The sequence below is a fragment of the Paenibacillus phyllosphaerae genome, assembly GCF_014192105.1.
Classification (GTDB): Bacteria; Bacillota; Bacilli; order Paenibacillales; family Paenibacillaceae; genus Paenibacillus_Z; species Paenibacillus_Z phyllosphaerae.
This window is the reverse complement of record NZ_JACHXK010000009.1, coordinates 91,845-114,396: the sequence shown is the minus strand read 5'-3', so window position 1 is coordinate 114,396 and position 22,552 is coordinate 91,845. Positions and strand designations below refer to the sequence as shown.

General features: G+C 54.9%; 25 protein-coding genes, 1 pseudogene and 2 riboswitches. Of the genes and pseudogenes, 8 read left to right on the top strand and 18 right to left on the bottom strand.

Annotation, left to right across the window (positions count from 1 at the left end; translation table 11 throughout):
* Window positions 1–60 precede the first annotated feature (60 nt).
* The 12 genes and pseudogenes from FHS18_RS19325 to FHS18_RS19270 form a co-directional block, all read right to left on the bottom strand.
* Window positions 61–975 carry an aminoglycoside phosphotransferase family protein gene (locus tag FHS18_RS19325; RefSeq protein ID WP_183601730.1) on the bottom strand — a complete coding sequence of 305 codons (915 nt, stop codon included), beginning with the start codon at window positions 973–975 and terminating at the stop codon, window positions 61–63.
* Window positions 976–995: 20 nt separating this feature from the next.
* The gene (locus FHS18_RS19320; protein ID WP_183601729.1) at window positions 996–1,403 is read right to left on the bottom strand and encodes a GNAT family N-acetyltransferase; all 408 of its coding nucleotides are present in this window, start codon (window positions 1,401–1,403) and stop codon (window positions 996–998) included.
* A 67-nt stretch (window positions 1,404–1,470) separates the two neighbouring features.
* Window positions 1,471–2,469, bottom strand: a complete 999-nt coding sequence (locus tag FHS18_RS19315) for a phosphotransferase family protein (protein WP_183601728.1) — start codon at window positions 2,467–2,469, stop codon at window positions 1,471–1,473.
* Between the two features lie 12 nt (window positions 2,470–2,481).
* On the bottom strand, window positions 2,482–2,709 hold the full coding sequence (locus FHS18_RS19310; RefSeq protein ID WP_246427772.1) for a DUF6199 family natural product biosynthesis protein: 228 nt from the start codon (window positions 2,707–2,709) through the stop codon (window positions 2,482–2,484).
* A gap of 47 nt (window positions 2,710–2,756) precedes the next feature.
* On the bottom strand, window positions 2,757–3,932 hold the full coding sequence (locus tag FHS18_RS19305) for a DUF4362 domain-containing protein (RefSeq protein WP_183601726.1): 1,176 nt from the start codon (window positions 3,930–3,932) through the stop codon (window positions 2,757–2,759).
* 163 nt (window positions 3,933–4,095) lie between these two features.
* Window positions 4,096–4,566 carry a hypothetical protein gene (locus tag FHS18_RS19300; protein WP_183601725.1) on the bottom strand — a complete coding sequence of 157 codons (471 nt, stop codon included), beginning with the start codon at window positions 4,564–4,566 and terminating at the stop codon, window positions 4,096–4,098.
* Between the two features lie 190 nt (window positions 4,567–4,756).
* Window positions 4,757–5,296, bottom strand: coding sequence for an NlpC/P60 family protein (locus FHS18_RS19295; RefSeq protein WP_183601724.1), 540 nt, complete (start codon window positions 5,294–5,296; stop codon window positions 4,757–4,759).
* A gap of 141 nt (window positions 5,297–5,437) precedes the next feature.
* Window positions 5,438–5,872, bottom strand: a pseudogene (locus tag FHS18_RS34470) (C40 family peptidase); the annotation flags it as partial.
* Window positions 5,873–6,215: 343 nt separating this feature from the next.
* A riboswitch (cyclic di-AMP (ydaO/yuaA leader) is annotated at window positions 6,216–6,389 on the bottom strand.
* 215 nt (window positions 6,390–6,604) lie between these two features.
* Entirely contained in the window at window positions 6,605–8,431 is a 1,827-nt protein-coding gene (locus FHS18_RS19285; RefSeq protein WP_183601722.1) for an amino acid permease, read from the bottom strand.
* Window positions 8,432–8,564: 133 nt separating this feature from the next.
* A riboswitch (cyclic di-AMP (ydaO/yuaA leader) is annotated at window positions 8,565–8,721 on the bottom strand.
* A 225-nt stretch (window positions 8,722–8,946) separates the two neighbouring features.
* The gene (locus tag FHS18_RS19280; RefSeq protein ID WP_183601721.1) at window positions 8,947–9,150 is read right to left on the bottom strand and encodes a hypothetical protein; all 204 of its coding nucleotides are present in this window, start codon (window positions 9,148–9,150) and stop codon (window positions 8,947–8,949) included.
* Entirely contained in the window at window positions 9,150–10,826 is a 1,677-nt protein-coding gene (locus FHS18_RS19275) for an ABC-2 family transporter permease (RefSeq protein ID WP_183601720.1), read from the bottom strand. The genes FHS18_RS19280 and FHS18_RS19275 overlap by 1 nt, the downstream gene beginning before the upstream one ends.
* A 4-nt stretch (window positions 10,827–10,830) precedes the next feature.
* Entirely contained in the window at window positions 10,831–11,622 is a 792-nt protein-coding gene (locus FHS18_RS19270) for an ABC transporter ATP-binding protein (RefSeq protein WP_183601719.1), read from the bottom strand.
* 158 nt (window positions 11,623–11,780) lie between these two features.
* Between FHS18_RS19270 and FHS18_RS19265 the strand changes: the two genes are divergently transcribed.
* From FHS18_RS19265 to FHS18_RS19250, 4 genes are all read left to right on the top strand, one after another.
* Window positions 11,781–12,302: a GNAT family N-acetyltransferase gene (locus FHS18_RS19265; protein WP_183601718.1), complete on the top strand. Its 522-nt coding sequence runs from the start codon at window positions 11,781–11,783 to the stop codon at window positions 12,300–12,302.
* A 47-nt stretch (window positions 12,303–12,349) separates the two neighbouring features.
* Window positions 12,350–12,898 carry a hypothetical protein gene (locus FHS18_RS19260; protein WP_183601717.1) on the top strand — a complete coding sequence of 183 codons (549 nt, stop codon included), beginning with the start codon at window positions 12,350–12,352 and terminating at the stop codon, window positions 12,896–12,898.
* A 213-nt stretch (window positions 12,899–13,111) separates the two neighbouring features.
* Window positions 13,112–14,359 carry a DUF3500 domain-containing protein gene (locus FHS18_RS19255; protein ID WP_183601716.1) on the top strand — a complete coding sequence of 416 codons (1,248 nt, stop codon included), beginning with the start codon at window positions 13,112–13,114 and terminating at the stop codon, window positions 14,357–14,359.
* A gap of 17 nt (window positions 14,360–14,376) precedes the next feature.
* Window positions 14,377–15,660: a HupE/UreJ family protein gene (locus tag FHS18_RS19250; RefSeq protein WP_183601715.1), complete on the top strand. Its 1,284-nt coding sequence runs from the start codon at window positions 14,377–14,379 to the stop codon at window positions 15,658–15,660.
* 86 nt (window positions 15,661–15,746) lie between these two features.
* Here the strand turns inward: FHS18_RS19250 and FHS18_RS19245 are convergent, their stop codons facing one another.
* Both FHS18_RS19245 and FHS18_RS19240 read right to left on the bottom strand, forming a co-directional pair.
* The gene (locus tag FHS18_RS19245; protein ID WP_183601714.1) at window positions 15,747–16,451 is read right to left on the bottom strand and encodes a PIG-L deacetylase family protein; all 705 of its coding nucleotides are present in this window, start codon (window positions 16,449–16,451) and stop codon (window positions 15,747–15,749) included.
* A 17-nt stretch (window positions 16,452–16,468) separates the two neighbouring features.
* Complete coding sequence (locus FHS18_RS19240; protein WP_183601713.1) at window positions 16,469–16,666, bottom strand: hypothetical protein; 198 nt, start codon at window positions 16,664–16,666, stop codon at window positions 16,469–16,471.
* Between the two features lie 134 nt (window positions 16,667–16,800).
* Here FHS18_RS19240 and FHS18_RS19235 point away from each other — a divergent pair, with 134 nt between their 5' ends.
* Window positions 16,801–17,598: a GNAT family N-acetyltransferase gene (locus FHS18_RS19235; RefSeq protein ID WP_183601712.1), complete on the top strand. Its 798-nt coding sequence runs from the start codon at window positions 16,801–16,803 to the stop codon at window positions 17,596–17,598.
* A gap of 12 nt (window positions 17,599–17,610) precedes the next feature.
* Here FHS18_RS19235 and FHS18_RS19230 read toward each other — a convergent pair whose 3' ends face one another.
* The gene (locus FHS18_RS19230) at window positions 17,611–18,210 is read right to left on the bottom strand and encodes a TetR/AcrR family transcriptional regulator (protein ID WP_183601711.1); all 600 of its coding nucleotides are present in this window, start codon (window positions 18,208–18,210) and stop codon (window positions 17,611–17,613) included.
* Between the two features lie 171 nt (window positions 18,211–18,381).
* Between FHS18_RS19230 and FHS18_RS19225 the strand changes: the two genes are divergently transcribed.
* On the top strand, window positions 18,382–19,026 hold the full coding sequence (locus FHS18_RS19225; protein ID WP_183601710.1) for a peroxiredoxin-like family protein: 645 nt from the start codon (window positions 18,382–18,384) through the stop codon (window positions 19,024–19,026).
* Window positions 19,027–19,097: 71 nt separating this feature from the next.
* On the opposite strand, the gene FHS18_RS19220 is transcribed toward FHS18_RS19225, so the two are convergent.
* The 3 genes from FHS18_RS19220 to FHS18_RS19210 all read right to left on the bottom strand — a co-directional run bounded on the left by FHS18_RS19220 (window position 19,098) and on the right by FHS18_RS19210 (window position 21,918).
* Window positions 19,098–19,949: an MBL fold metallo-hydrolase gene (locus tag FHS18_RS19220; protein ID WP_183601709.1), complete on the bottom strand. Its 852-nt coding sequence runs from the start codon at window positions 19,947–19,949 to the stop codon at window positions 19,098–19,100.
* Between the two features lie 82 nt (window positions 19,950–20,031).
* Window positions 20,032–20,937 carry a type II CAAX endopeptidase family protein gene (locus FHS18_RS19215; RefSeq protein ID WP_183601708.1) on the bottom strand — a complete coding sequence of 302 codons (906 nt, stop codon included), beginning with the start codon at window positions 20,935–20,937 and terminating at the stop codon, window positions 20,032–20,034.
* A gap of 255 nt (window positions 20,938–21,192) precedes the next feature.
* Window positions 21,193–21,918: a C40 family peptidase gene (locus FHS18_RS19210; RefSeq protein ID WP_183601707.1), complete on the bottom strand. Its 726-nt coding sequence runs from the start codon at window positions 21,916–21,918 to the stop codon at window positions 21,193–21,195.
* A 160-nt stretch (window positions 21,919–22,078) separates the two neighbouring features.
* Here FHS18_RS19210 and FHS18_RS19205 point away from each other — a divergent pair, with 160 nt between their 5' ends.
* Both FHS18_RS19205 and FHS18_RS19200 read left to right on the top strand, forming a co-directional pair.
* Window positions 22,079–22,219, top strand: coding sequence for a CcdC protein domain-containing protein (locus tag FHS18_RS19205; RefSeq protein ID WP_183601706.1), 141 nt, complete (start codon window positions 22,079–22,081; stop codon window positions 22,217–22,219).
* A gap of 1 nt (window position 22,220) precedes the next feature.
* A complete protein-coding gene (locus FHS18_RS19200; RefSeq protein WP_183601705.1) occupies window positions 22,221–22,463 on the top strand; it encodes a CcdC protein domain-containing protein in 243 nt (80 codons plus the stop codon).
* The last annotated feature ends 89 nt before the right edge of the window (window positions 22,464–22,552 follow it).

The window sequence follows — 22,552 nt, the reverse complement described above, 5'->3', positions numbered from 1 at the left end:
CCGAGCGGTTACCGAATTTGAACACCATCCGCATAGACTCCTTTCGCTTACGGAGCAGATTTACGCCAACAACGATTCGGCGAATTCAACCGTTCGCAGCAGCTTCGGCAGCTCTTCGGGCGCCGCGCCGTCTTCGACGCTCCAGCACATGCCCATCGTCGTCTCGACGTAGAGGCATTGCCGAATGATCCGCTGTGGAATGTCGAGCTTCGCCTCCAGCGAGCCAATGACGGCGTTGATATGATCGCCGGTCCGCGGCGTGAGATCATCATCGAACTCATTCAGGATAAATCGCGGCACATCGAATACCGGATCGCCAATGACGCCTTTGGGGTCGATCAGCACGTAGTTCCCATCGCTGCCTTGCAGTATATTATCGTGGTGGAAGTCGCCATGCAGCAGCAGCTGCCGCCCATAGGCTGCGGCGACGGACAGACAGATCTCCTCCGCCTTGCTCATATGCCGATAGAGTTCGACGAAGTCTGTCCGCGTGCTCATGTAGGCCGTTATTCTGCGCACCCAGCCGATATAGGTCGGATAGCGCTCCGATTCATCCGGCGCGATGTGCAGTCCTTCATATAAGGTACTGAATACCGTTAGCCGATTCTCGAGCACGGGTTCATCCCGAAGCGGTATGCCCGGCTCCACGCAAGCTTCCAACATGACCTGATTCGCAATATCGGCCTCGAAGACTTGGCAGAATCGTCTGCCCTTATATTCGCTGAGCGCCAGATATTCCGCTGCGATTCCTCCCCAAGCCGGATTGCCGATCTTCAGCACCGCACGGCCATGACGCGCCGAGTGGCAGCGGAAGACGATATTCGCGGAATAGGAAGGGATCAGTTGAAGGGAAGTCAGCGACCACAGGTCCGCATACGTACCGAGATCGCTACTTATTTTGGCATAGAACGGTTCGCCGAAACGCGCGGTAATCTTGTCCGTCTCTTCCGGCTTGAATTCGTAAGGGTCGCGCATCGTCCGTATGACCTCCTGATCTAAAGGTTCTTGGTCATCATGATCTCAAGGGGTTCGTTCTCGAGCAGCAGACAGCCCGCATCCTTGTACCCCAGTTTCCTATAGAAATGCTGGGCGCCTTCATTCGCCAACGTCGAGGTCATCGCGAGCTTAAACCCCTGTTCCCGCAGCATGTCCTCCCAATACAGAACAGCCCGCTTGCCCGCGCCTTGCCCCCGATAAGGCTCATCGATCCATAACAGGTTCATGAACGGCGTGTTGTCCCAAAAGTACCCGTAACGCAGCCACCCGATCGGATCGCCATCGTCCGTGCGGAGGATGTAAATCTCTTTCCCTTGTATCTTGGCCGTAATCAGCTGCTCCCTCAGGTGGCGATCCCGCTTGCGGATATACGCGTAATCCCGTTCCGTTGCCGCTTCGATTCTCATCTTGCACCCGCGTTCTTCTATTATATGTATCTTTCAACTATGCATGAATGTCCGCATGCTAGCAAGCTTACGTAACCTCATAGCGCTGCAGAAAAGATAACGTGCCCCCGATGAGCCGCTTCAGGTCTGCGACCCGGCGAGGCGTCATGATCGTCGCATGATTCAGCATATCGGATAAGGCGATAAGATCCTCCAGCTTGGCGAGCAGCAGCCAATGACGCGTAAGCTTACTGCCGCTATGCGCCTCATAAGAAGCAAGGAATGCCTGCCCGAAGGACGAGCCCGGCTGCTCATACCGCAGCAAATTGCCCATATCCGCATATCGGCTCCAGGCAAAAGCGAACTCCCAATCCAGCACCGCCGACACGCCCATCCCGCCCGTGCCCGGCTGCATCAGCAGGTTCAAGCCGTTAAAATCGGCATGCACCAGCACCGGTTGCTCCCGGATTGCCGATAAAAGCGGTCCGTACATCAGGCACGCCGTCCATAGCTGGTCGGTCACCTGTTCGCCGAGCCACTGGCCGCACCGGTTATGGAAGAGGCTATTCTCCATGAAGGCGAGGAAGGTTTCCCGGTTCATGGGGAACGGCTGCGCGATCGCCAGCTTGTCGCCGAAGAAGCCGGAGTCGGCGAATGGGAACGAATGAATCCTCGCCAGTACCGCTCCAACGGCCTCCGCCGCTTCGATCGTCTCCGCGAGTTCGTCTTGGCGCAGCACGTCCCGCAGCAGCGTGCCATCCTTCCACTCCAGCACCGCCCACGCTCCGTCGAAGACCGAGCGGCTCGTGTCCATGTACAGAAAATCCGCTACCGGGACCTTTCGGCGCACGAGCTGATGGATCGCGTGCTCTTTCCTCGCCGTCTCGGCGCCGCTGCGGTAAATCCGTACCACATACGGATCGCGATGCCCTTCCAGATGAATCCGATAATTGGTATTGCTCAGCCCCGTGCCCAGCGCTTCGGCATAAGCCACTGTTTTGCCGGGGAATACTTGTTGAATCAATGCCTTAAGTTCATGGGTAGGGAGAGTGGCGGCGGTCGCCGTCCGTTCCCAGCCTTCTTTCATTTGGTTACCTCCCTATAACGAGACAGCTATGATAGCGCCAATCCCGACCACGGAACACATGAAACCGCCGAAGCGCGTCGACCACAGGTACAAATCCGACGGCTCGGTGCCGTCATTGGATTTCCAACTCTCCGAGATCGCCCAGAAGACGGCAGGCTTCACCATTAGCAAGAGGCCGAACAAGACAAGCAGCACATAGAGCACGATCACAGCATTCCCCACCTTTTTAACGAATTTCAAGATAATGCGCATCCGTATTCATTCGCTCTTCTATTCGTATCCTACCTCTATTGGTATGCCTCGAGCCTCTCCTTCACGCTTGTAATGATTTGATTCGCAATTTCGGTCATCTCTCTGCCGTCCTTGCCGAAATCACAGGCCGCCCATTGATAGCGAACCTCGCCTCCATTAATCCATACCGTCATGTCATAACTCACGTCGGATGCGTCCTTCTTGCAGGCGACGGTAAGCTTCTTGTTGCCCAGATAGTTGGCAAGCACGAGCTGCTTGTAGATGGCCTGAAGGTCCTTTGACGGGAGTTGGAAATCGGAAACGGCCAAGCTTTCGCCTTGACCCAGATCGAACTGGACGGATTGATCCGCCGTATGAATCTCCGACTCGAGATTAGGCCCATATTTCAGTACGAAATCGAAACGATCTTGTGCCTGCATATTATAATTGATCTCCAGAAGAACGACCGCATTCCGTTCACCGCTGCTATCCCCGGAACAGCCCTTAAGCGTGTAGACTAGGGCTGTATCCGACTCCGCCCGATCTAATGCTTCGCATTGCAATGTGGAGACAGTAGGCGCGCCAAATTTGTCGTGCGTCGTATCGACGACAAGCTTCACCTTCCCTTGATCATGAGATACCGTGTGAAAAATCGGATCGCCCTCGATCGTGTAATGCACGATCCGCTGACTGCCGCTGCCTTGCTCCATCCAAGCATCGAGAAGCTCCCGGTTATGTACCTGAATGCCATGCAGGTTAATGACATCCCGCTCTTGGTCCACTTCATCGTTGCCGCTGCTCCGGTTATCCGTTGTCGCTTCCTCGATCAAATCCCGAATCGCATTGGACTGCTCGACGGGAATCGAATACCCGGTATGCGTGTCCTCTTCATAGACGAGCAGCCCATTCATCGTCCGGTCGGGCCCTACGCCGATTGAAAAGTTCATTGCTGCGCCTTCCGAGTATGTGAATGTCATCATGTACTCACTTGTATAGTCCATGACGCCAGGCAATTTCTCCGCTGTCTTCACCGCCTGTTCGAATACGGCGATAGACGCTTTATCGTCCCACTGCATATTTTCACAAGGCATACGTTCCTTCATGAACGATGAGCAGACCAGCTTAACTTGCTCGATCCCGACCGGCTCCGTACCGCCAGTCTGTGGATGTTGGCCGCAGCCGCCCAGGAACAAGATGCCCGCAATTATCCCGATGCTGCTCCAATGTTTCATCGACGCACCTCCTTACTTCTGTTACTTTAGACGCACCCGGAGTAGGCAATGTTTCACGAATAGTAAAATTATTCCATTCCACTTTAACGCAGGTTTCATGGCATCAAAAAAGCAAGCCTTCCCCACTTACGAGAAAACTTGCCCCTTGCTCCCTTATCTATTGCTAGTCATCGTCTTCCTCGTTGCCTTCGTGCACATTGACGGCCGGAGTGATTTTGTAGCCCGCCAAATAATACTGCGCATTCGCGGTATCGTTCTTGAGCGTCAGCTCTATCCGATCTCCATTGGGCCGGCACAGATTGATGCCGATCTCAAAATACAACGCGCCATGAATCGCATCGACCGGTCTAGCCTCGCCGCGCTTGCCTCGGAACGTCTCCCGTTCATTGATCGAGACGATCTGCTCGCAATTAAACTGCGCGTACTGCTCTTGAAAAATCTCGTTAAGCGCTTTATCGATCGCCGGTTTCAGCTGCTGGAGCAGCGCTTGTTCGATTCTGGCCGCTCTCGGGTCCAATGCTTCGTCCGGTTCGGGATTAGGCAGATCCGATGCATAAGCGGAGCCACTTAATCCGAATCCGAACAGACTGCCAGCTAGCGCGAGCAGAATTAGATAGGTAGGAATCGTCCTCACGTTTGACACCTCAACCTCAATTTATCGTGATGCCTTGTAGTGTCACCATCCATCGCCATCGTCAAACCGGCGAGACGGGGCCAAGTTCAGGATAAAAAAAACCGATACCGCATGTGAGCGGTACCGGCTAATCGGTTCAATTATGTGGCGGGTAAGCTTCATACCTTGGTGCGGTTACGGTAAAACTATATTAGAGGGCGCTGCCGCCGAATACGAAGCGGTACTCCCAGTGCGTGCCTGCGATATTGCTGATCGTGACGCCGCCGCCGGCATTGGAGTACGTATGGAGCACTTTGCCGTTCCCCATGTAGATGCCGACATGCGTAATGCGCTGCGCCTGTTTGTTAATACCGGCGTACGACGATTTGCTCGAGCCTTTGTAGCTCATGAAGAACATGAGATGACCCGGCTTCAGGTTGCGCCAATTCGTCGTCTCGGCCGTCTTATTCTTCACATAAGTCGCCTGCGACCTGGAGTCGGAAGGCAGCTTCACGCCAAGGCCGTCCAAGAACGCCTGGCGGACGAAATCCGAACAGTCGAATGTGCTTGTATTGTAACGGCTGGAGCCCATCTCATACGGCGTGCCCATATACTTCTGGCCGGCGCTCAAGATCTGCTGCGCCTGCGTGCTGCTCGTGGCGGCAGACGCTTCATTGTGACCGCCCAGCGGAACAGCGGCGCCCATAATCACTGATAGTCCAATCGTTGCGGCAAGTATAGTTTTCTTCATGTCGTAAGTCGTCCTCCTTTTGTTTGGGAAAGGCGAATGGCGGCGCTGAAGAATCTGCAATAGCGTATCATGGTTATTCCGGTATCGTACACCTATAAATCTTGGCAATCTGCTTCAAATACGAATGCGGGGTAAGCTATATTAAAGGGCGCTGCCGCCGAATACGAAGCGGTACTCCCAATGCGTGCCTGCAATATTGCTGATCGTGACGCCGCCGCCGGCATTGGAATACGTATGAAGCACTTTGCCGTTGCCCAGGTAGATGCCGACATGCGTAATGCGCTGAGCGGACTTGTTGATCCCCGCGTAAGCCGACTTGCTCGTGCCTTTATAGCTCATGAAGAACATCAGATGACCCGGCTTCAGATTGCGCCAGTTGCTCGTCTCGGCTGTCTTGTTCTTCACGTACGTCGCCTGCTGCCTGGAATCCGAAGGCAGCTTCACGCCAAGGCCGTCGAGGAACGCCTGACGTACGAAATCCGAGCAATCGAAGGTGCTTGTATTGTAACGGCTGGAGCCGAATTGATACGGCGTGCCGAGATATTTTTTGCCTGCGCTGATGATCTTGTTCGCTTGCGTCGTGCTTGTCGCTGCATAAGCTTGTCCGCCGTCTCCGAACGGAAGCGCAGCGCTCATCATTACCGACAGACCGACCGTTGCAGCAAGAATCGTTTTCTTCATGTTGTTCATGTTCATGTTTTCCCCCTTTGTTGTTGGACGAAATATACGACTACACATTTCGGGAGGAATACCGGATATTTGTCCGTATCCTGAAATGTGAAGCATTCGTCCGTGGCCAAATGCTGCAACTTTTGCACTGAGTTGCAAGCCAATTGACCTGGGATGAATACACATTTCCGTATCCTGAAATGTGAAGCATTCGTCCGTGGCCAAATGCGCATTTCCGTACCCTGAAATGCTAAGCAATTGGCCGTACCTACGAGGTTAGTTGTCGGGTTCGAACTGAAGGAGTCAGCCCTACGCGTTGCCGCGATTCACCCCAATTCAGACGCGATCAAGATGGTCTGTCGCGCTGAAAGTCTTGCGTCCCCCGCACCTCGGCTTGTCACCGACGTTTCGGCCTGAAACAGCGTAACATGGGTTTTCAACCGAAGTACACCCATAAAAACTGGAAACGGCCTCCAAAACCGCGGGACTATTAATAGTAAATAAAATAAAAAAGAGCCGCAAAATTTGCAGCTCAACCAACTCATTTTTCACTCGTTCTGATCGAAAACCTACACTATTTTCCCACAAGATAAGGCAGTTCTTGGATCGATTCGTCCTTGAACTGCCTTTCCTTATCCCTTATTTCTTCAAATGATACGGCACCGTTGCGACGATGACATCTCGCCGATACAGCAGATGCGCGCGAAGGAGCAGACTGGACTGGTTATGCAGAATATTATGCCAGCCCTTCTTCGGGATGAACTGAGGGATAATGACGGTTACCCTGTAGTTGGATTCGCCTGCCTTGCGCTCCACCGTATCGATGAATTTGATCAGCGGCGCGAGCAGGCTGCGATAGGGCGAATGCAGCGTCACGAGTCGCACATCCGGCTGCCACTTGCGCCATTTCTCTTCGAAGATCGCCTCATCTTCCCGTTCGAACGGCACATGGACGGCAATGACTTGATGCGCATGGAGCGACTTCGCATAATTCAGCGAGTTCTCCACAACGTGCGTAATTCCCGCTACGGGCACGATAATGACGTTGCCTTCAACCGGCACGGCCTCTTCGCAGGTCGAGATCCGCAATTGGTCGGCGACCGCCTCGTAATGACTGCGGATTCGGTAGAACACGAACAGGATGATCGGCAGGAAGATGAGGACCGACCACACCTGCGGGAATTTCGTAATGAAGAACATCATCGTCACGATGAAACTGATCAAGGCGCCCGTCGTGTTAATGATGAACTTCGTGACCCAGCCTTGCGGTTTGTCGCGCAGCCATTTCACCATCATGCCCGATTGGGACAACGTGAACGGAATAAATACGCCTACCGCATAGAGCGGGATGAGATGCTCAGTCATGCCTTCGAAAGCGATGATCAGCACGATCGACAACAAGCCCAGGATGATGATCCCGTTCGAATAGCCAAGGCGGTCTCCCCGGACGGTGAACATGCGGGGAATGAATTTATCCTTCGCCAGATTCACGGCCAGCAGCGGAAAAGCCGAGAATCCGGTATTCGCCGCCAGGATCAGGATCAGCGCCGTTGTTCCTTGGATGAAATAGTACATGGCATGGCGGCCGAATACTTCCTCGGCGATTTGCGAGACGACGGTGACCTCATCTCGTGGCACCGCGCCGAAGAAATAAGCCAGCAGCACGATGCCGCTTAGCAGCAGCGCGAGCAGAATCCCCATCGCCGCCAGCGTCTTGGCCGCGTTGTTCGGCGCCGGCGACTGGAAGTTCGGGATCGCATTGGAGATCGCTTCGACGCCCGTAAGCGCCGAGCTGCCCGATGCAAAAGCTTTGAGGAGCAAGAACAGGCTGATGCCGGCGACCGGCGCGCCGAACGAGGCGTGAAGATCGGGATCCACTTGCCCCGTCGCGACCTTGTATAAGCCCACGCCGATCAACACAAGGAGCGCAAGCACGAACAAGTATACCGGATAAGCCAGAACGGAGGCCGATTCCGTAACGCCCCTAAGATTCAACGTCGTTAACAAAAGCACGAATACGATGGCGATGATGACGTTATGCTCGTGCAAGCTCGGGAATGCGGATGTAATGGCATCCGTTCCCGCGGATACGCTGACGGCTACGGTCAGGATATAATCGACCAGCAGCGAGCCGCCGGCTATGAGCCCGGGCAGCATGCCGAGGTTTTCTTTGGATACGACATAAGCTCCGCCCCCATGCGGGTAGGCGAATATAATTTGGCGGTAGGACAAAATGAGCGCAGTCAGCAGCACGAGCACGCCGATCGCGATCGGAAGCGAATACCAGAAGGCTGCCATGCCGACCGTCATGAGCACGATCAGAATCTGCTCCGGACCATATGCCACCGAAGAGAGCGCGTCGGATGACAGGATTGCGAGCGCCTTTTTCTTGTTCAGTTTCTGTTCGCCGGCTTCCGTCGATTTCAACGGGCGTCCAATTAAAAAACGTTTGAGCGAGGAGCGCACGGGACTCACCACCTTAGGAGATAGAATTAAATTACCCTGCACAGAAGCTTCCGATTACGCTTGTATGCGGTTTTTTGAACAACAAAAAAACACAGGCGCAAGTCCTGTGTTTTCGAAAGTCGAAACACATACCCCTCCCTCTAAACGACGCTGACGAGGTTAGCTGTCGGATTCGGGCGGTAGAGTCGCCCTACCCGATCGACCGATGAGCGCTCATCGGTCGATCGGGATTCACCCCATTTGATTGGGTCCCCCGTTTTCCATTCCTGGAAATTTAGCGTGTGCAATTTGCATATGCAGTTATAAGAATGCCTCAAACATGCTGAAGGCTTCACTAATATTACGCCTGCAAGATGCGGTTGTAAAACGCAATAGAAGTCAGTTTTTGTATCTTCGCGCATCAAAAAGAACGCAAGGTAACGCTTACAACACCCCTGCGCTCTGCCAATCGATGAATATCGTTCGTTATCTCGACCAATCGCGGATTATTTAATTCGTTCAACTCACACGACTTCCTAGGATTGCTCCTTCTCTTTTTGTTTCTGCTTCAGCATGAAGATCTCGCGAATGAAAGCGCCCATCATAGCGGATAACAAGACGATGCAGATCAGATTCAGAATACGGACGAACAGATGCGGCGTCCCGGCCACAACGGTGCAGCTCAACGCAATCCAAATGAAATAGAGCACAACAGTCAGATACAGCTTCTTGATCGTCATTAGGCCGTTTGTCCTCCCTTACTGTGTCCGGCGTCCTTCTCGCCCTTCGGCTTCCACAACCAGCCATTAAGGATAAGGAGCAGCACCAGATAGATCCAGATCCCGTGCGGAATAAATAGGGCCGCTACATGGATAAGCACGAAGCCGCCAAGCAGAACGAGGAGCATCGCGGTCTTTGCTCCGCCAGATCCTTTCTTCCCGGCAAAAGACTGCGAGAACGGCAGTTCCTTATTAAAAACAGCGAAACAGATGATCGTGTAGATAGCGAGGCTGAGCAGCATAGCCGCCACATCCGGAACAATGCGCAGCCCGAACACCGCGGTAAAAATGACGGATTGGAGCAGGAAAATTGGCGCGAAGAGGCGGACCATCGCTGCCTTCATGACCCCTTGCGTAATGGAGCTCTGGTACCGAACCGGACTAACCAAATAGATCCATGCGCCCTTGTAAGAACCGGAGTAGTTCAGCATGAGCGCAACGGTCGGAATAACAATGCCGCTGAAGTAAATGGAGATGTACCACCAACTGCCGGCCATCCCCTCCCACCCCATATCGCGCAGCGCGTTGAACATAAAAATAAACGGAAAAATGATCGCGAACCCCAGCGACGGGTACACTTTCAGCTTGAATTCCCGCTCACCCTTCAGCATCCGAAGCGTGAAGCGGAAGAACGTCCGCTCCTCCCGGGATCGGCACAAGATCCGGGCCGCCCAATCCGTCAATCGGCTATGTCCCGCAGAAGCGCTCCCGCCGCCGCTGTTATTGGCAAGCTTCTGCAAGTTCCGTTCGAATCCGTCCATTAACCTCGAATAGAAGAGAATCGATAAGATGGGAACGATGAGCGCAAGTCCTGTCATTATTAGAATGGGGATCGATGTATCGCCATGGAGCAGCAGTTCGAAAGGGGCCGCGAACCAGACGGGCGGCAACAGTACCTGCCACCAGCGGAACGTATAGCCAAGCGACATGTCGATCAGCTCGAATGAGCGAATGATGACCTGATAACCGACCGCAATGACGATCGATAAGGCGATCTGCACGTAGTTGATCGTATCCTTCAGCCGCTCCCCGTCGAAGAACTTGAGCAGCAGCACATAAAGCAAAGCGGTCAGCAGCACAATGACCATATCGGCCAGCACGATCTCCGTGAGAAGAAGCAGGAAGAAAACGAATCCATGCGTAATCCAGCCTGCGACGAGCGATGGCAGCGTCATGGAAGCCGTAAGCAGCGAGAGGTAGATGATGATATGGACCGTCTTGGCCATATGGATCGTGCGCGGGGAAACCGGCTTCGTCTGCAGAATGCTTTTGTCCCGGATATCGAGCAGTACGGAAGAGAAGTCCGAGATCATCGAGGTCGTAATCATGAACATAAGAATGGCCCACACGAGCGATAATTGAAACATATAATGATCGCCCATGACGACGATCGGGATCATAATGAGGCCGAGCAAACCGTACAGCCACAACGAGCGGACGAACAAATTGCTGTCCTTCTCCTCCTCCTCGGCCCGCTTGTCCGCGTCCTGCTGCTGCATGAAGACGGTCGGTACCCGCCTGCGGTCCATCGTCAGCTTCACCTGGAGCATGCGGCGCATCATCGCGTAGTCCACGCCGAACCGCTCGAACAGCCCTTGCCCATAATCGAGCAGCTTCAAGATGGAATAATCCTTCATCGCTTTAAGCCTCCCGTACGATCGATACGAACTCCCCGGCTAGCTGCTTATAGGCATGGAAGCCGGTCAGTTGGTTGAATATCTGCTCTAGCGTTCCCTCCTGGCTCTGCGACTTCAGCTCCTCGAACGAACCGTCGGCGATAATTCGGCCCTCGTCGATCAGGATGATGCGGCTGCTGATCTTCTCGACAACCTCCATAATATGCGAGGAGTAAAAGATCGTCTTGCCCTGAGCAGCAAGCTGCGCCATAATCTCCTTCACGATCATGACGCTGTTCGCGTCGAGCCCGCTTAGCGGCTCATCGAAGAACAGCACATCGGGATTGTGCAAAAGGCTGGCGATCAGCATAACCTTCTGCCGCATGCCCTTCGAATACGAGGTCATCCGCTTATGGTACACCTGCTCCAGCTCGAACATGGCCATCAGCCGGCTAGCCTTGGCATCGGCGTCCGCATAGGAGAGGCCGTACAGTTCCGCCACGAAGGTAAGATACTCGCAGGCCGTCAAGTTCTCGAACAGTTCCACCACTTCAGGCACGTAGCCGATCCGCCGCTTATAGTCATACGCTTCTTCGGCCAGACTGCGGCCGAAAAGCTTCACCTCGCCCGTGTAGCCTTGCACCAGGCCGAGCATAATCTTGACCGTCGTGCTCTTGCCGGCGCCATTCGGTCCGATATAGCCGATAATCTGGCCCGGATAAGCTTCCAGATCGATACCTTGCAGGACATATCTGTCGCTATACTTCATGCGCACATCGCGCAGTATTATGACAGGCTCCTTACTCTCGTCGTACATCTTAGTTCCTCCCTTGCTTGCTGGTCGTCACTCTCTGAATATTTTACCATTAACTAGGATAGCTAAGGTCAAAATTTCCATATATGCGCTTGTCACGCTTCTCGTTTTTTGTATAATACAGGAAACGAGGGGGATTGTCCGAAAGGAGCGGAACCGGGATGGAAGAGGTTTACTTAGCGAAACCGACTGCTGCTCTGCAGACGGAATATATGGATTTCTACGAGGAATGGGTAGCGAGCGGGGAGACCATGGTGCCTTGGGTCATCAGCCAAGACCCGACGGACTTCGCGGCGATGCTCCAGTTGCTGCACGACAATGCGGCCGGCGTCAATCAGCCGGACGGCTGGGTACCGAGCTCGACGTTCTGGCTCGTCACGGGACGCAATCGGATCGTCGGCGCAGTGAACATTCGCCATCGGCTCACCGAGTGGCTCGTCCATCATGGAGGGCATATCGGCTACGGCATCCGCCCTTCAGAGCGGCGCAAAGGCTATGCGACCAAGCAGCTGGCACTCGCGCTAATCGAGACGCGAAGACTCGGCATCAACCGGGCGCTCGTCATTTGCGATGCGGCCAACACCGCTTCCGAACGGACCATCTTGCGTAACGGCGGCATTCAGGATGCGGATTTTATCGAGGAAGACGGCAATGTGCTTCATCGGTTCTGGATCGAATGCTAGATCAACAAGAAATAACCAGATGAACGGGGTCAAAGGAGGAGGATTAGATGATTCCGGATCTCTTTCATTATTATGATGCGGCTACGGGCCCTTTCCGCAACTTATCGGATCTGAGTCCTACTGAAGCACAGCAGGTCATGCGCGACATCAGGAAGCAGGGCAAAGGATTCGCCAGCCAACGTGCAGAGGACTATCTGGAGATTCGTCGCCGTCTGGAAAGCAAGGCCAGAGAGATGTTCCTCTTGAAGGGCGGCAAACCTGTACGTGTGGCACCGCACTATATGACAGTTGGTGAATGCCCTTGGCTGTTGACTTGGTACGAGAACGGCCAAGCTTTACGAATACCAGCCCCCACTTTCGATCCCTGCTCCATAAGCTTTACTTACGGTGACTTATTCCCTACGATGCGGGTTCTAGACAGCAAGCCATACCGAGGACAGGTGTATACGCTGCGAGAGATAAAGCAGGTTATTGATGAATTCGGGTTGCCGCAGGAATGGAACTACCAAGGCGAACAAGGACCGGAGCGATACATTGAAGTGCAGGTGTGGGATGATTTTCCTTTAGCCTCATATCTGTCACCGGACGGACAGTAAATAGCGTAGTCTACCGTCTATAACGATAAGGGCAGTCGCATTCGGCTGTCCTTTTTTACGCTGCAAACAATTAGTCTCTCCCCCTTATAAGAAAATGGTAAATTTACCACACTAGAACAGGCACGCAAAAGACGGATTAATGAATGCTTGATTTAAGGTTAACCGCTTAAGTTAGTGCCGCTAGTTTAATCCATTCCATGTTTGGAGGAAACCATGAAGAAGCTTTCTTTAACCCTCGTCAGTCTACTCGTCCTCGTGAGCCTCGTCTTGAGCGCCTGCGGGAACGAGAATACGACGGACACCAATGACTCCACCACGAACACGACGGACACCGCCAATACCGAGGGAACGGAGACGACCGATCAAGCGCCCTCCGGTACGGAAGGCCCACCTGACGGCGGCGGTCCAGGCGGAGGAGGACCCGGCGGCGGCGTAACGATTCCCGAGAGCGTCACGGATGTGGCGGCTACGATGACCAAAGACACTGCCTTGCCGGACGTATCCGCCTGTAGTACGGGCACTGCCGCTGCACAAGTTGCCTGTCTGGCCCAAGCGTTCAAGGCGACGCTGACCGAGGAGCAGATCAGCACGCTGCAATACGATATGACGGCGGACAACGCCAAAGTGTGGTCCAACTTGCCAATCAATACGACGCAGCGGAACGGGATTATGATCGGTACCTTGAGCGCTGAGAGCTTGGAAGCGTTCAAGGCGCTGGCCTATGGCGCGCTGGGCCAGACCGGTTACGAGACATTCCGGCAGCTGCTCTATGCGGACGAATTCTTGAGCGCTTCGAACAGCAGCATGTGGGATTCCAATTATTACTATGTCTCTTTCCTGGGCGAGCCCTCTGACAGCTCCGCATGGATTCTGCAGATCGGCGGCCATCACTATGCAAGCAACATCTCCTACAACGCCAAGGCTACCAGCTCGACGCCGATGTTCGTTGGCGTCGAGCCGCTTAGCTTCACGGCCGCGGATGGCGCGACCTATACGCCGCTCGCCGTCCGCCACGATACGATGTACGACATGCTCCAGTCGCTGAGCGACGAGCAGACCGAAGCGGCGAAGCTGTCGAAGACATTCGACGACGTGCTCGTAGGACCTGGCAAAGACAGCGCCTTCCCTACCGAGAGCGAAGGCGTCGCAGTCTCTGAGTTAAGCGCGGATCAGCAAGCGCTCGTCAAAAAAGCGATCGAGGCTTGGGTGAACGATACCCAATCCGATATTGCCAACGAATTGTTGGATGTCTATCTGTCCACGGAATCGCTTGGCCAGACGAACATCGCCTGGTCCGGATCGACCGAGTTGAACACGCACGCTTCCTACGTCCGTATCGACGGTCCGCGCGTATGGATCGAATTCGTCTGTCAGAACGGGATCGCTTTCCCGAACGAAATTCACTACCACACCATCTGGCGCGATAAAGTGGCCGACTATGGAGGCAGCTTCAGCAGCTAAAACGAAGGAGGAGGAACATGCGGAAGTTACTAGTTGCGTTCGCCATGATGAGCCTTCTTTTTGCAAGCGTCGTGACGGGAGCTTCGGCGCACGAAATGCCAAGCTCTGCGGTCTCCCTCGACATCGAAGACAATCGCGTGACGGCGGAGCTGGTGCTTCCGCTTGATCGCCTCGAGATCGCGTTCGGCCAATCGCTTATGGACAACCCGGCCAAAGTTCTTCGCGCGTACGAAGACGAGCTGGAACAATATGTACTCGAACATGTGCGTCCCGTCAGCGCGGACGGAAGGACATGGGACGTCACGGTGAAGGAGATGTCGCTTCAACTGGAGACGCAGCCCTATGACCTCATTGTCCAGCTGGCGATGACGCCGCCTAGCGGTGCAGCAGCTAACCGCTTCACACTCCACTACGACGTCATCTTGCATGAGATCGTGACGCATTCCGTCATCGTCTCGGCCCGCAGCGACTGGGATCATGGCATAACGTCCAGCGAGCCCGTCGTGCTCGGCACGCTGCGTGCGAATGTCACCTCGATCGACGTCGACCTCAGCGGCGGCAGCTGGTGGCAAGGATTCGTCAATTTCGTTCAGCTCGGCATTTCGCATATTGCGGAAGGGACGGATCATCTGATGTTTCTGCTCGCGCTGCTGCTGCCGGCGCCCATGCTGGCTAGAAACAACCGATGGGTTGAATTCGGCGGCGTCCGGCATAGCCTCGCTCAGCTGCTCCGAGTAACGATGGCTTTCACCATCGGCCACTCGCTTACGCTGATCGCAGGTGCCATGGGCTGGGTTCCGGGTTCTAGCCGTTGGGTGGAAGTGTGTATTGCGCTATCGATCCTCGTATCGGCGATCCATGCGATCCGGCCGCTGTTCCCTGGCCGGGAATCGGTCGTTGCTTTCGGTTTCGGCCTCATTCACGGCATGGCGTTCGCTATGCTCATTCAAAATATTGGGCTTAGTCCCTTGCGGATGGCCTCGAGCATTCTCGGCTTCAATCTCGGCATCGAGTTGATGCAGCTCGCGGTTATTGCCGTCACGATGCCGTGGTTGCTGCTGCTCAGCGTGACGCGGCTAGCCGCATCCATCCGCCTGCTAGGTGCAAGCTTATCCATCGTCGCCTCGGCTGCCTGGATCGTCGAACGTATTACCGCAGCGTCCAATCCGGTTGCAGCCGCGGTCAACCGCGCGACGCCATATGCCGGCTGGCTGATCGTTACCCTGGCGCTCACGGCCATCTCCGCCACAGGCTGGCGCATGCTGGCCAGGAACGCGAACAAGACATCAACCGTCGGCTGATCCGCATCGAGAAAACAAAAACAAGGCTGACCGCGTGCACATGCGGTCAGCCTTGCTTTATTTGTGCGAGCCGTAGGCAGCTAGCCTTATGGCAGCCGTAATGCCGCTCGCGCTTCCGCTTCGCTTTTCTCGGGCCACATGGCGCCTTGCTCCCAAGCCAGAGCGAATGCCTCGAAACGGCGGTCGTCCAGCACGGTCTCCAAGGGGCCGAAATGCCGCATGATCGCCAGAATCTGTGAGTCATGACAGCGTAGCGCCTCGGCCTTCATCGCCCACAGCGGCGCCGTATCGATCACAAGATTCGGTCTGCGCCCTTCTTCATGAAGCGCACCGGACATGACATAGTACAGCTGCCGGACCGAGGGACACCGTCCGCTGACAACCGCTTCGGTCGTCAGTCGCGAGATCGCCATATGATCCGGGTGGTAATTGCACCCGTCCGGCGGGAACGTGAAGACGACGCTCGGCTGAAGCCGGTTCACCGTTTCCGCGATCGCATCCACCGCGCTGCCAGGGTCTACTTCAGCCAGCTTGCCGTCCGGGAATCCCAGATGCGTCACCTGCCCGAGCTTCAGTACGCGGGCCGCCCGCTCCATCTCCTCCTCCCGCAGCTCGCCGAGCTGCTCCCGGGTCAGATGCCCGAAGGCGCCGTTCTTGCTTCCCGCATCGCCACGCGTAGCCAGCAGCAGCGCCGCCGGCTCGCCTGCCTCGGCCAGCTGATGGATGAGACAAGCGCTAAGGAACGTCTCGTCATCGGGATGGGCGTAGCTGAACAGAATATTGTAGGACATGTGCCTTTCTCCTTTCCCTATACCTGCGTATCAATATGGTGCTGCTTCTGCCGCCCAAGCTCCTTGCGAAGCATCCGAACTTCGTCCGTAAGCAAGTCAATCTTTTGCGATGTCCTGGAGGAATCGATCGCATGACGGATTATCGCGACGATTAACAGCAGCAGTAACACCACGATCATGACCCCGAACAACAGCAGCAAGCTATTCGCAATCACCTGTCGTCACCACCTGTCTTCTGGCTTGCCGGTTAGGCAGTTTACCTTGCCGACACTACCACTCTTGTTGGGAGATCCAACCATTCGTTAATGGTATACTAGGGGCAAAGCCGATACAAGGGGGCCAGTCTGCCATGCTCGAACAAGCCCGTCAGCTGCTTAGCCAGCGTATCCTGCACAATATTGCCCTGCTCAAAATGATCGAATCGTACGGTCCTCACATAGACTGCCGCCTCCACCAAGAGTGCGGGCAGTCCGCGCTTCTCCTCCTGCTCCCGGCTTCGCTATTTCCTTACGATCTCATCCATTACCCGAACGCCTCCGCCATTGCCTTCCTGTATGCGACCGATCCGCAGCTGCTTCCGAGGCTGCTCGGGAAATTACCGGATGAAGGAGCAATCGTCTTCAAGATCCAAGACAACAGGTATAAGCCTTACATCGCCCACCGGTACGCATACGAAAGGATCCGAGCCTTCCATTCCTACTCCTGCACGGAATTGCCGGTTCCTACCCGGTCGACGAATACGGTAATCGAAGGTACGATGCTCAACGAAACGCTTCTGCCGCTTTGGATGGCCAACGGCTATAGCAAGGATGAGCTCGCCGATCTGTTCCGCCGAGGCGCTCGTTCGTATACGATCTATCATGACGGCCAGCCAGCGAGCACCTGCTTCACCTTCCGGAATTACGAGCACGTGTGGGAGATTGGCGGCGTTCACACCGGCGAGGCCTGCCGCGGTCAAGGATTGGCCCAACAGGTCGCCGCCGCGGCGACCCAGCAGCTGCTCTCCCAAGGCCTTATCCCACGTTATCAGGTGATCGAGTCGAACAGAGCCTCCATTCGTCTAGCTGAGTCGCTCGGCTTCACGCTGGCAGTGACGCTTGAGCACCTGTACGGCCGTCGTTTGGACGTAACAGGGGCATTCCGGTAGATGTCGTCCCTGCTACCGCCCCGTTACGCAGCACTGCTCCAGATACCGGGCGAGACTGTCCCTGTTCATCCGAATATAGGTGTTGGTGCCCTCGAGTTTGCTAAGCAGGATGCCTCCTTCCAGCAGCGATAGAGCGAAGGAAGCAAGCGATTCGGCATCGAGTTCTTTCTTGAACTCCCCTTGCTTGACGCCTTCCTCGATCATCCCGCTCATCATCGCCATTATCTTGCTCAGGCTCTGCTTCGCTTTCTCCCGTAATTGAGGATGGGTGTCGTCGCTCTCCACGGCCGTGTTCAGCAAGGGGCACCCGCCAATGAAAGGAGGATCGTTCACCACGTCCTCATACGCATGAAAAAAGGCAAGAAGCCGATCCGCCGCACACGTCGCTTGCGCAATCCCTTCGGCGAACCGGCGGCCGACGATTCCGGAGGCATAGTCGTAAGCTTCAAACGCAATCTCGTCTTTGCTTGCAAAATGGCGGTAGATGCCGCCTTTCTTGATACCGGTAGCGGCAATAATATCATTGATCGACGAACCCGCGTATCCCCTCTGATTAAACAACTCGGCGGACTTCCGAATAATACGTTCGCGGGTCTGCTCTCCCTTTTTCATACAACCTCCGTAGGTAATGGTTTGGCTTCATTATACCAAAAGGGTCGGTTTGCCTCTTGCCATAATTTGGAACATGGTTGTAAAATAAAAAAAAGATACCATATGGTATCTTTCTAAGGATAGCATCGGGAGTTGCCGTTATCCGATTTCGTCAAAGGAGTGTGTTGTCCTATGTCCCTTCACGAACAATTGGAGCTGCAGAAAGCAAGCTTCGTCGCGCGCGTACCGGAAGAAGCCCAGACGGCAGTATTTCGTCATATCTTCGAGCAGCAACAATCCGGCATTACCTTTGGGCTCCCAGCGGGATCCGTTGCACCGGACTTCTCATTAACGAATCCGCTCGGGAAGACAGTCAGGTTGCATGATGAGCTGGCCCGAACGCATATCGCGCTCGTCTTCTACCGCGGCAGCTGGTGTCCGTATTGCAATGTTCAGCTTCGTGCGTATGAGCAAATTCTGCCGGACATTCAAGCACTCGGCGGCCACCTCATGGCCATCTCCCCCCAAAGTCCCGACAATGCCTTAACCCAGAAGGAGAAGGAGCAATTATCCTTCGAGGTACTCAGCGATCCCTATGGTCGAACGGCCGACAGCTATAAGCTATTATTCGAGATGCCCAACTACCTTCAGCGGACGTTCGCCGAAATCTTCAGACTTGACCTTGCCGCGTTCAACAGCGCCGACCGTTGGACGCTGCCCGTCCCCGCGACCTATCTGATTGACAAGCGCGGGATTATTCGGCACGCCAGCGTGAACCCAGACTTCATGGAGCGGATGGAGCCTTCGGCCCTGTTGGACCAATTGAGGAACCTCTAAGAGGAGCACAGCATGCGTCTAATTACTATTTGGGATTAGTAAGATCGCAGCCGCCCGGTCTGACCTGGCGGCTAATGCACGTACTTGCCGAATTTCGGTTTGGCTGCCGTATCGAAATCTTGGGCCAGTTGGTCCAGCTTGTGCTGCAGCTCTTCGCCGAACATCGGCTGCCCGTGCCCGGATACGAGCGCTTCCGGCTTCAGCTCTGCAAGCAATTGTACCGACGCCTTGGCCTGCTCCCAATCCGGGGTAAAATATGCCGGCGGTCCGTTAAGCTCCGGCGCCTGCGTGATGACGCTATAGAGCGATTCCTGCTCGACGGTCACCACCGCGTCCCCCGCGATCAGCGTACGGTCCGATTCCCGGTACAAGGAGACATGTCCCTTCGAGTGACCTGGCGTATGGATCCAGCGAAAATCCGGGAGCTCCGGCACAGTGCCGTCTTCCGGAAGCGGCTTCACGCGGCGGCTTAGCTGGATCGGCTCATTGGGGAACATGAACGACAGCTTCGCCACAAGCCCGCCCTGCACGCCGGGATCGGGTTTCGGATAGCTTTCGCGCCCGGTCAGATAGGGCAATTCCGCCTCATGCGCATAGACGGGTACCTGCCAATGCTGCACCAGCTCAATGATCGCGCCGACATGATCGAAGTGCCCATGCGTCAATACGATGGCCTTGGGCCGGCAATTCCGGCCGAATCTCCCTTCCGCCTCTTCGATAATCGCAGGCGCCGAATGCGGCATGCCGGCGTCGATCAGCACGAAATCAGGCGATCCCGGGTGCCCGGCCATAATGACATTGACGATCTGGACCGTGAAGCAGTACAGGTCGGGGCGTACCTCCACTCCTTCGCCATTATTGACCGAGGTAGCCGGTATGTAATGATAGTCGCTGCCATAGTGCATGTCTTGGTCATATTGCATCGAATTATCCTCTTTTCAGCTCGATATATCAGTCGCTCTTGCTTAGCGTCCCATCATTTGTCTGCAAGTATGTGCACTCCTCTTATTGGTTCCACACGAATTTCACGATGAACGCGATGACCGCAAGGACAATCGGCAGGAGCCATGCGGCACGAAGCCGCAAAGATCCTCCTTCTTCTTGCCTCTGTCCCGCAGGTTCGATCTTCAGCCACAGCCACCGGCAAACGAAGAACGCGGCGACCGAAGCGAGACCCGTCAGCGCCACCGCCGCAAGCTTCGGCCCCTCAGCTGCCGTTAACCCTTCGAGCATATCGCCGCCTTGCCAGTAAGAAACGCAGACGTAGGTAAGATTCGTGACGAGATGGACGAGCAGCCCCGGATAGACAGACCGTGTACGCAGCACAATGCTAGCCGCTATCCACGCCGAAACGAATAATTCGGCAAGCCGGTACGGATTATCATGGAATAAAGCAAAAAGCCCGGCTGTCACCGCTGCGCTGAACCAGACGCCTCCTCGGGCGTAACCCGACAATAGTGCCCCTCGGAACAGCAGCTCCTCGCAGATCGGCGGTATAATCCCGATGCTCACGGCAAGGAGAAGAAGCGTCCCTAATGAATCCGCAATCGGATAATGGGACGTCTCGTAATTCGCCCCTGCCGCGATCGCCGCGAGCTCCGTCAACTGGTGGAAGAACAATAGAATTACCTGGCTGACGACGAAGATAAGCAGAGATAGAACAAGTGCGCGCAGCGAGACTCTTCTTAAGCGAAAGGCCTCCCTGAACGGGATCCGACGAAGCTTGCACCATACAACGGCCGGCAGCAGATTGAGACCGACCTGGCCTGCAATGACATAACCCAGGAATGCGGCGTGGTTGTCATGATGCGGGCTCCCGCTCGCCGTCATGAAGGCCGTCAGCAGCACTCCGGTTACATAAGAGATCAAGAATAGCCAACCTGCGGCTGTTTCATTCAATCGCCTTTCCATAGATACAGCCCCTCCCGTCATACATGGTCAGGTTAACTATATCGTCCATCCATATACTGGTAAACTTAAGATTGAATAAAAAATTGTCTCCGAGATGAACCGCGAAGTGGATCGTTCGAGGAATGCAGCTTGTTTCCTTAACGAAAGATACGGTAGACGAAGCAAATAACGTCGACCGCCGGGCTAGGCAGCCTGATGGTCGACGTTAGGGAGAATGCTTGTCGGGAGAACGAAGCAGCGCTTGCGCATGCGACCTTACTTCTGATCCAGCACCGTGCCGCCCATAAAGAACCGCCATTGCAGGTGGTTGCCGAACACATTGTCGATGCGGACGCCGCCGGTGCGGGGCGAAGCGGTATGAATCATTTTGCCATTCCCCAGATAGATGCCGCAATGGGACACCGAATCGACGGTCTTCGAGACGCCTTGGTATTGATCCGGATTCACGCCGTTGAACGAGGTGAAGAACAACAGATCGCCGCGGCGGGCGTTGTTCAGATTATAGTAGGACCGGTTCGAATAAGCTTGGACATAGCGGGCTTGGCTGCGCGAATCGAGCGGAAGATCCATGCCGATTCCCGATAGATAGGCCCATCGGGTGAAATCCGAGCAATCGAACGAGGACGGATCATCTCGGTCAGAGCCGTATAGATAAGGAGTGCCCATGAATTGTTGCGCGGTTGCGATGGCATTCTCCGCATAGCTGCCGTTGATGGGCTTGACCGACCAATTCGGGAATACCTGAGGGATCGCCGCTTGCGCAGCGAACGGCCTGTCCGCACTGCCGCCTCCACCTATGCCAAGGTCGCCTTGCTTCAAATCCTTGTCCTCGGCCACGATGCGAGGATCGGTCAGTTTGTTATCAGTGACATTCTGGCTGCGAACCTGATCTTGCCGCTGAAGCGGCTCGTTACTGCGGGCACAAGCCGTTAAACCGAGGGTAAGACTAATCGCTAACACTGTCGTAGATGTCCATCTCATGGTGTGCAGCTCCCTGTACGTTTTGTCCTCTTCAGTGTTCCTCGGTTGCGCGGTTTCCATTACGCTGGCGATCGATATGACGATTATCACCTTGAATCGATGACTAGACACACTATGGAGTCGCTCCCTAAACGGAGAAAATAAGGCAGGCGCAACCTTATTGCTGCCGGTCTTCTTCATTGCGGCATCGCTTACGCAATTGCTCGATCCTTCGCTGCATATCCGCGAGGAGCAAGCGATCCTTGCGATCGCTATCGGCGTCCTGGTCTCGATTCCGTTGATTCGAGTCGACCAATTTTGAAGTGCGGGACGGCAGCACGTTCATCAAGCGGAACAGGACGGTTTTTGCGCTGCTTCTCATACTGTTCGCGCTGCGTTTCGTCGCGATTGCAACGATAACATCCATCGATCCGGGTACGCTTGGGTTTATGTGCAACCTCATGACCTTCGGCTATATCGCGACTTGGCGGATCGTAAGTTTCATTAAGTTCCGGCTGGTCCATTCTCCGAAACAAGCTGCTCGTGGCGTTTCGCGCAGCATCTAAGCCGATCGATCAGTTCCTCTCATAGATCGACCTAGAACCCGCCTTGCGCAGCGGGTTATTTTTTTGTCTGCATCGCCATAAATGTATGT

Bases quoted from the DNA above. Each gene is read 5' to 3' on its own strand.
- FHS18_RS19325 (WP_183601730.1), bottom strand. From the start codon at position 975: ATGCGCGACCCTTACGAATTCAAGCCGGAAGAGACGGACAAGATTACC.
- FHS18_RS19320 (WP_183601729.1), bottom strand. From the start codon at position 1,403: ATGAGAATCGAAGCGGCAACGGAACGGGATTACGCGTATATCCGCAAG.
- FHS18_RS19315 (WP_183601728.1), bottom strand. From the start codon at position 2,469: ATGAAAGAAGGCTGGGAACGGACGGCGACCGCCGCCACTCTCCCTACC.
- FHS18_RS19305 (WP_183601726.1), bottom strand. From the start codon at position 3,932: ATGAAACATTGGAGCAGCATCGGGATAATTGCGGGCATCTTGTTCCTG.
- FHS18_RS19295 (WP_183601724.1), bottom strand. From the start codon at position 5,296: ATGAAGAAAACTATACTTGCCGCAACGATTGGACTATCAGTGATTATG.
- FHS18_RS19280 (WP_183601721.1), bottom strand. From the start codon at position 9,150: ATGACGATCAAGAAGCTGTATCTGACTGTTGTGCTCTATTTCATTTGG.
- FHS18_RS19275 (WP_183601720.1), bottom strand. From the start codon at position 10,826: ATGAAGGATTATTCCATCTTGAAGCTGCTCGATTATGGGCAAGGGCTG.
- FHS18_RS19270 (WP_183601719.1), bottom strand. From the start codon at position 11,622: ATGTACGACGAGAGTAAGGAGCCTGTCATAATACTGCGCGATGTGCGC.
- FHS18_RS19265 (WP_183601718.1), top strand. From the start codon at position 11,781: ATGGAAGAGGTTTACTTAGCGAAACCGACTGCTGCTCTGCAGACGGAA.
- FHS18_RS19260 (WP_183601717.1), top strand. From the start codon at position 12,350: ATGATTCCGGATCTCTTTCATTATTATGATGCGGCTACGGGCCCTTTC.
- FHS18_RS19255 (WP_183601716.1), top strand. From the start codon at position 13,112: ATGAAGAAGCTTTCTTTAACCCTCGTCAGTCTACTCGTCCTCGTGAGC.
- FHS18_RS19250 (WP_183601715.1), top strand. From the start codon at position 14,377: ATGCGGAAGTTACTAGTTGCGTTCGCCATGATGAGCCTTCTTTTTGCA.
- FHS18_RS19245 (WP_183601714.1), bottom strand. From the start codon at position 16,451: ATGTCCTACAATATTCTGTTCAGCTACGCCCATCCCGATGACGAGACG.
- FHS18_RS19235 (WP_183601712.1), top strand. From the start codon at position 16,801: ATGCTCGAACAAGCCCGTCAGCTGCTTAGCCAGCGTATCCTGCACAAT.
- FHS18_RS19230 (WP_183601711.1), bottom strand. From the start codon at position 18,210: ATGAAAAAGGGAGAGCAGACCCGCGAACGTATTATTCGGAAGTCCGCC.
- FHS18_RS19225 (WP_183601710.1), top strand. From the start codon at position 18,382: ATGTCCCTTCACGAACAATTGGAGCTGCAGAAAGCAAGCTTCGTCGCG.
- FHS18_RS19220 (WP_183601709.1), bottom strand. From the start codon at position 19,949: ATGCAATATGACCAAGACATGCACTATGGCAGCGACTATCATTACATA.
- FHS18_RS19215 (WP_183601708.1), bottom strand. From the start codon at position 20,937: ATGGAAAGGCGATTGAATGAAACAGCCGCAGGTTGGCTATTCTTGATC.
- FHS18_RS19210 (WP_183601707.1), bottom strand. From the start codon at position 21,918: ATGAGATGGACATCTACGACAGTGTTAGCGATTAGTCTTACCCTCGGT.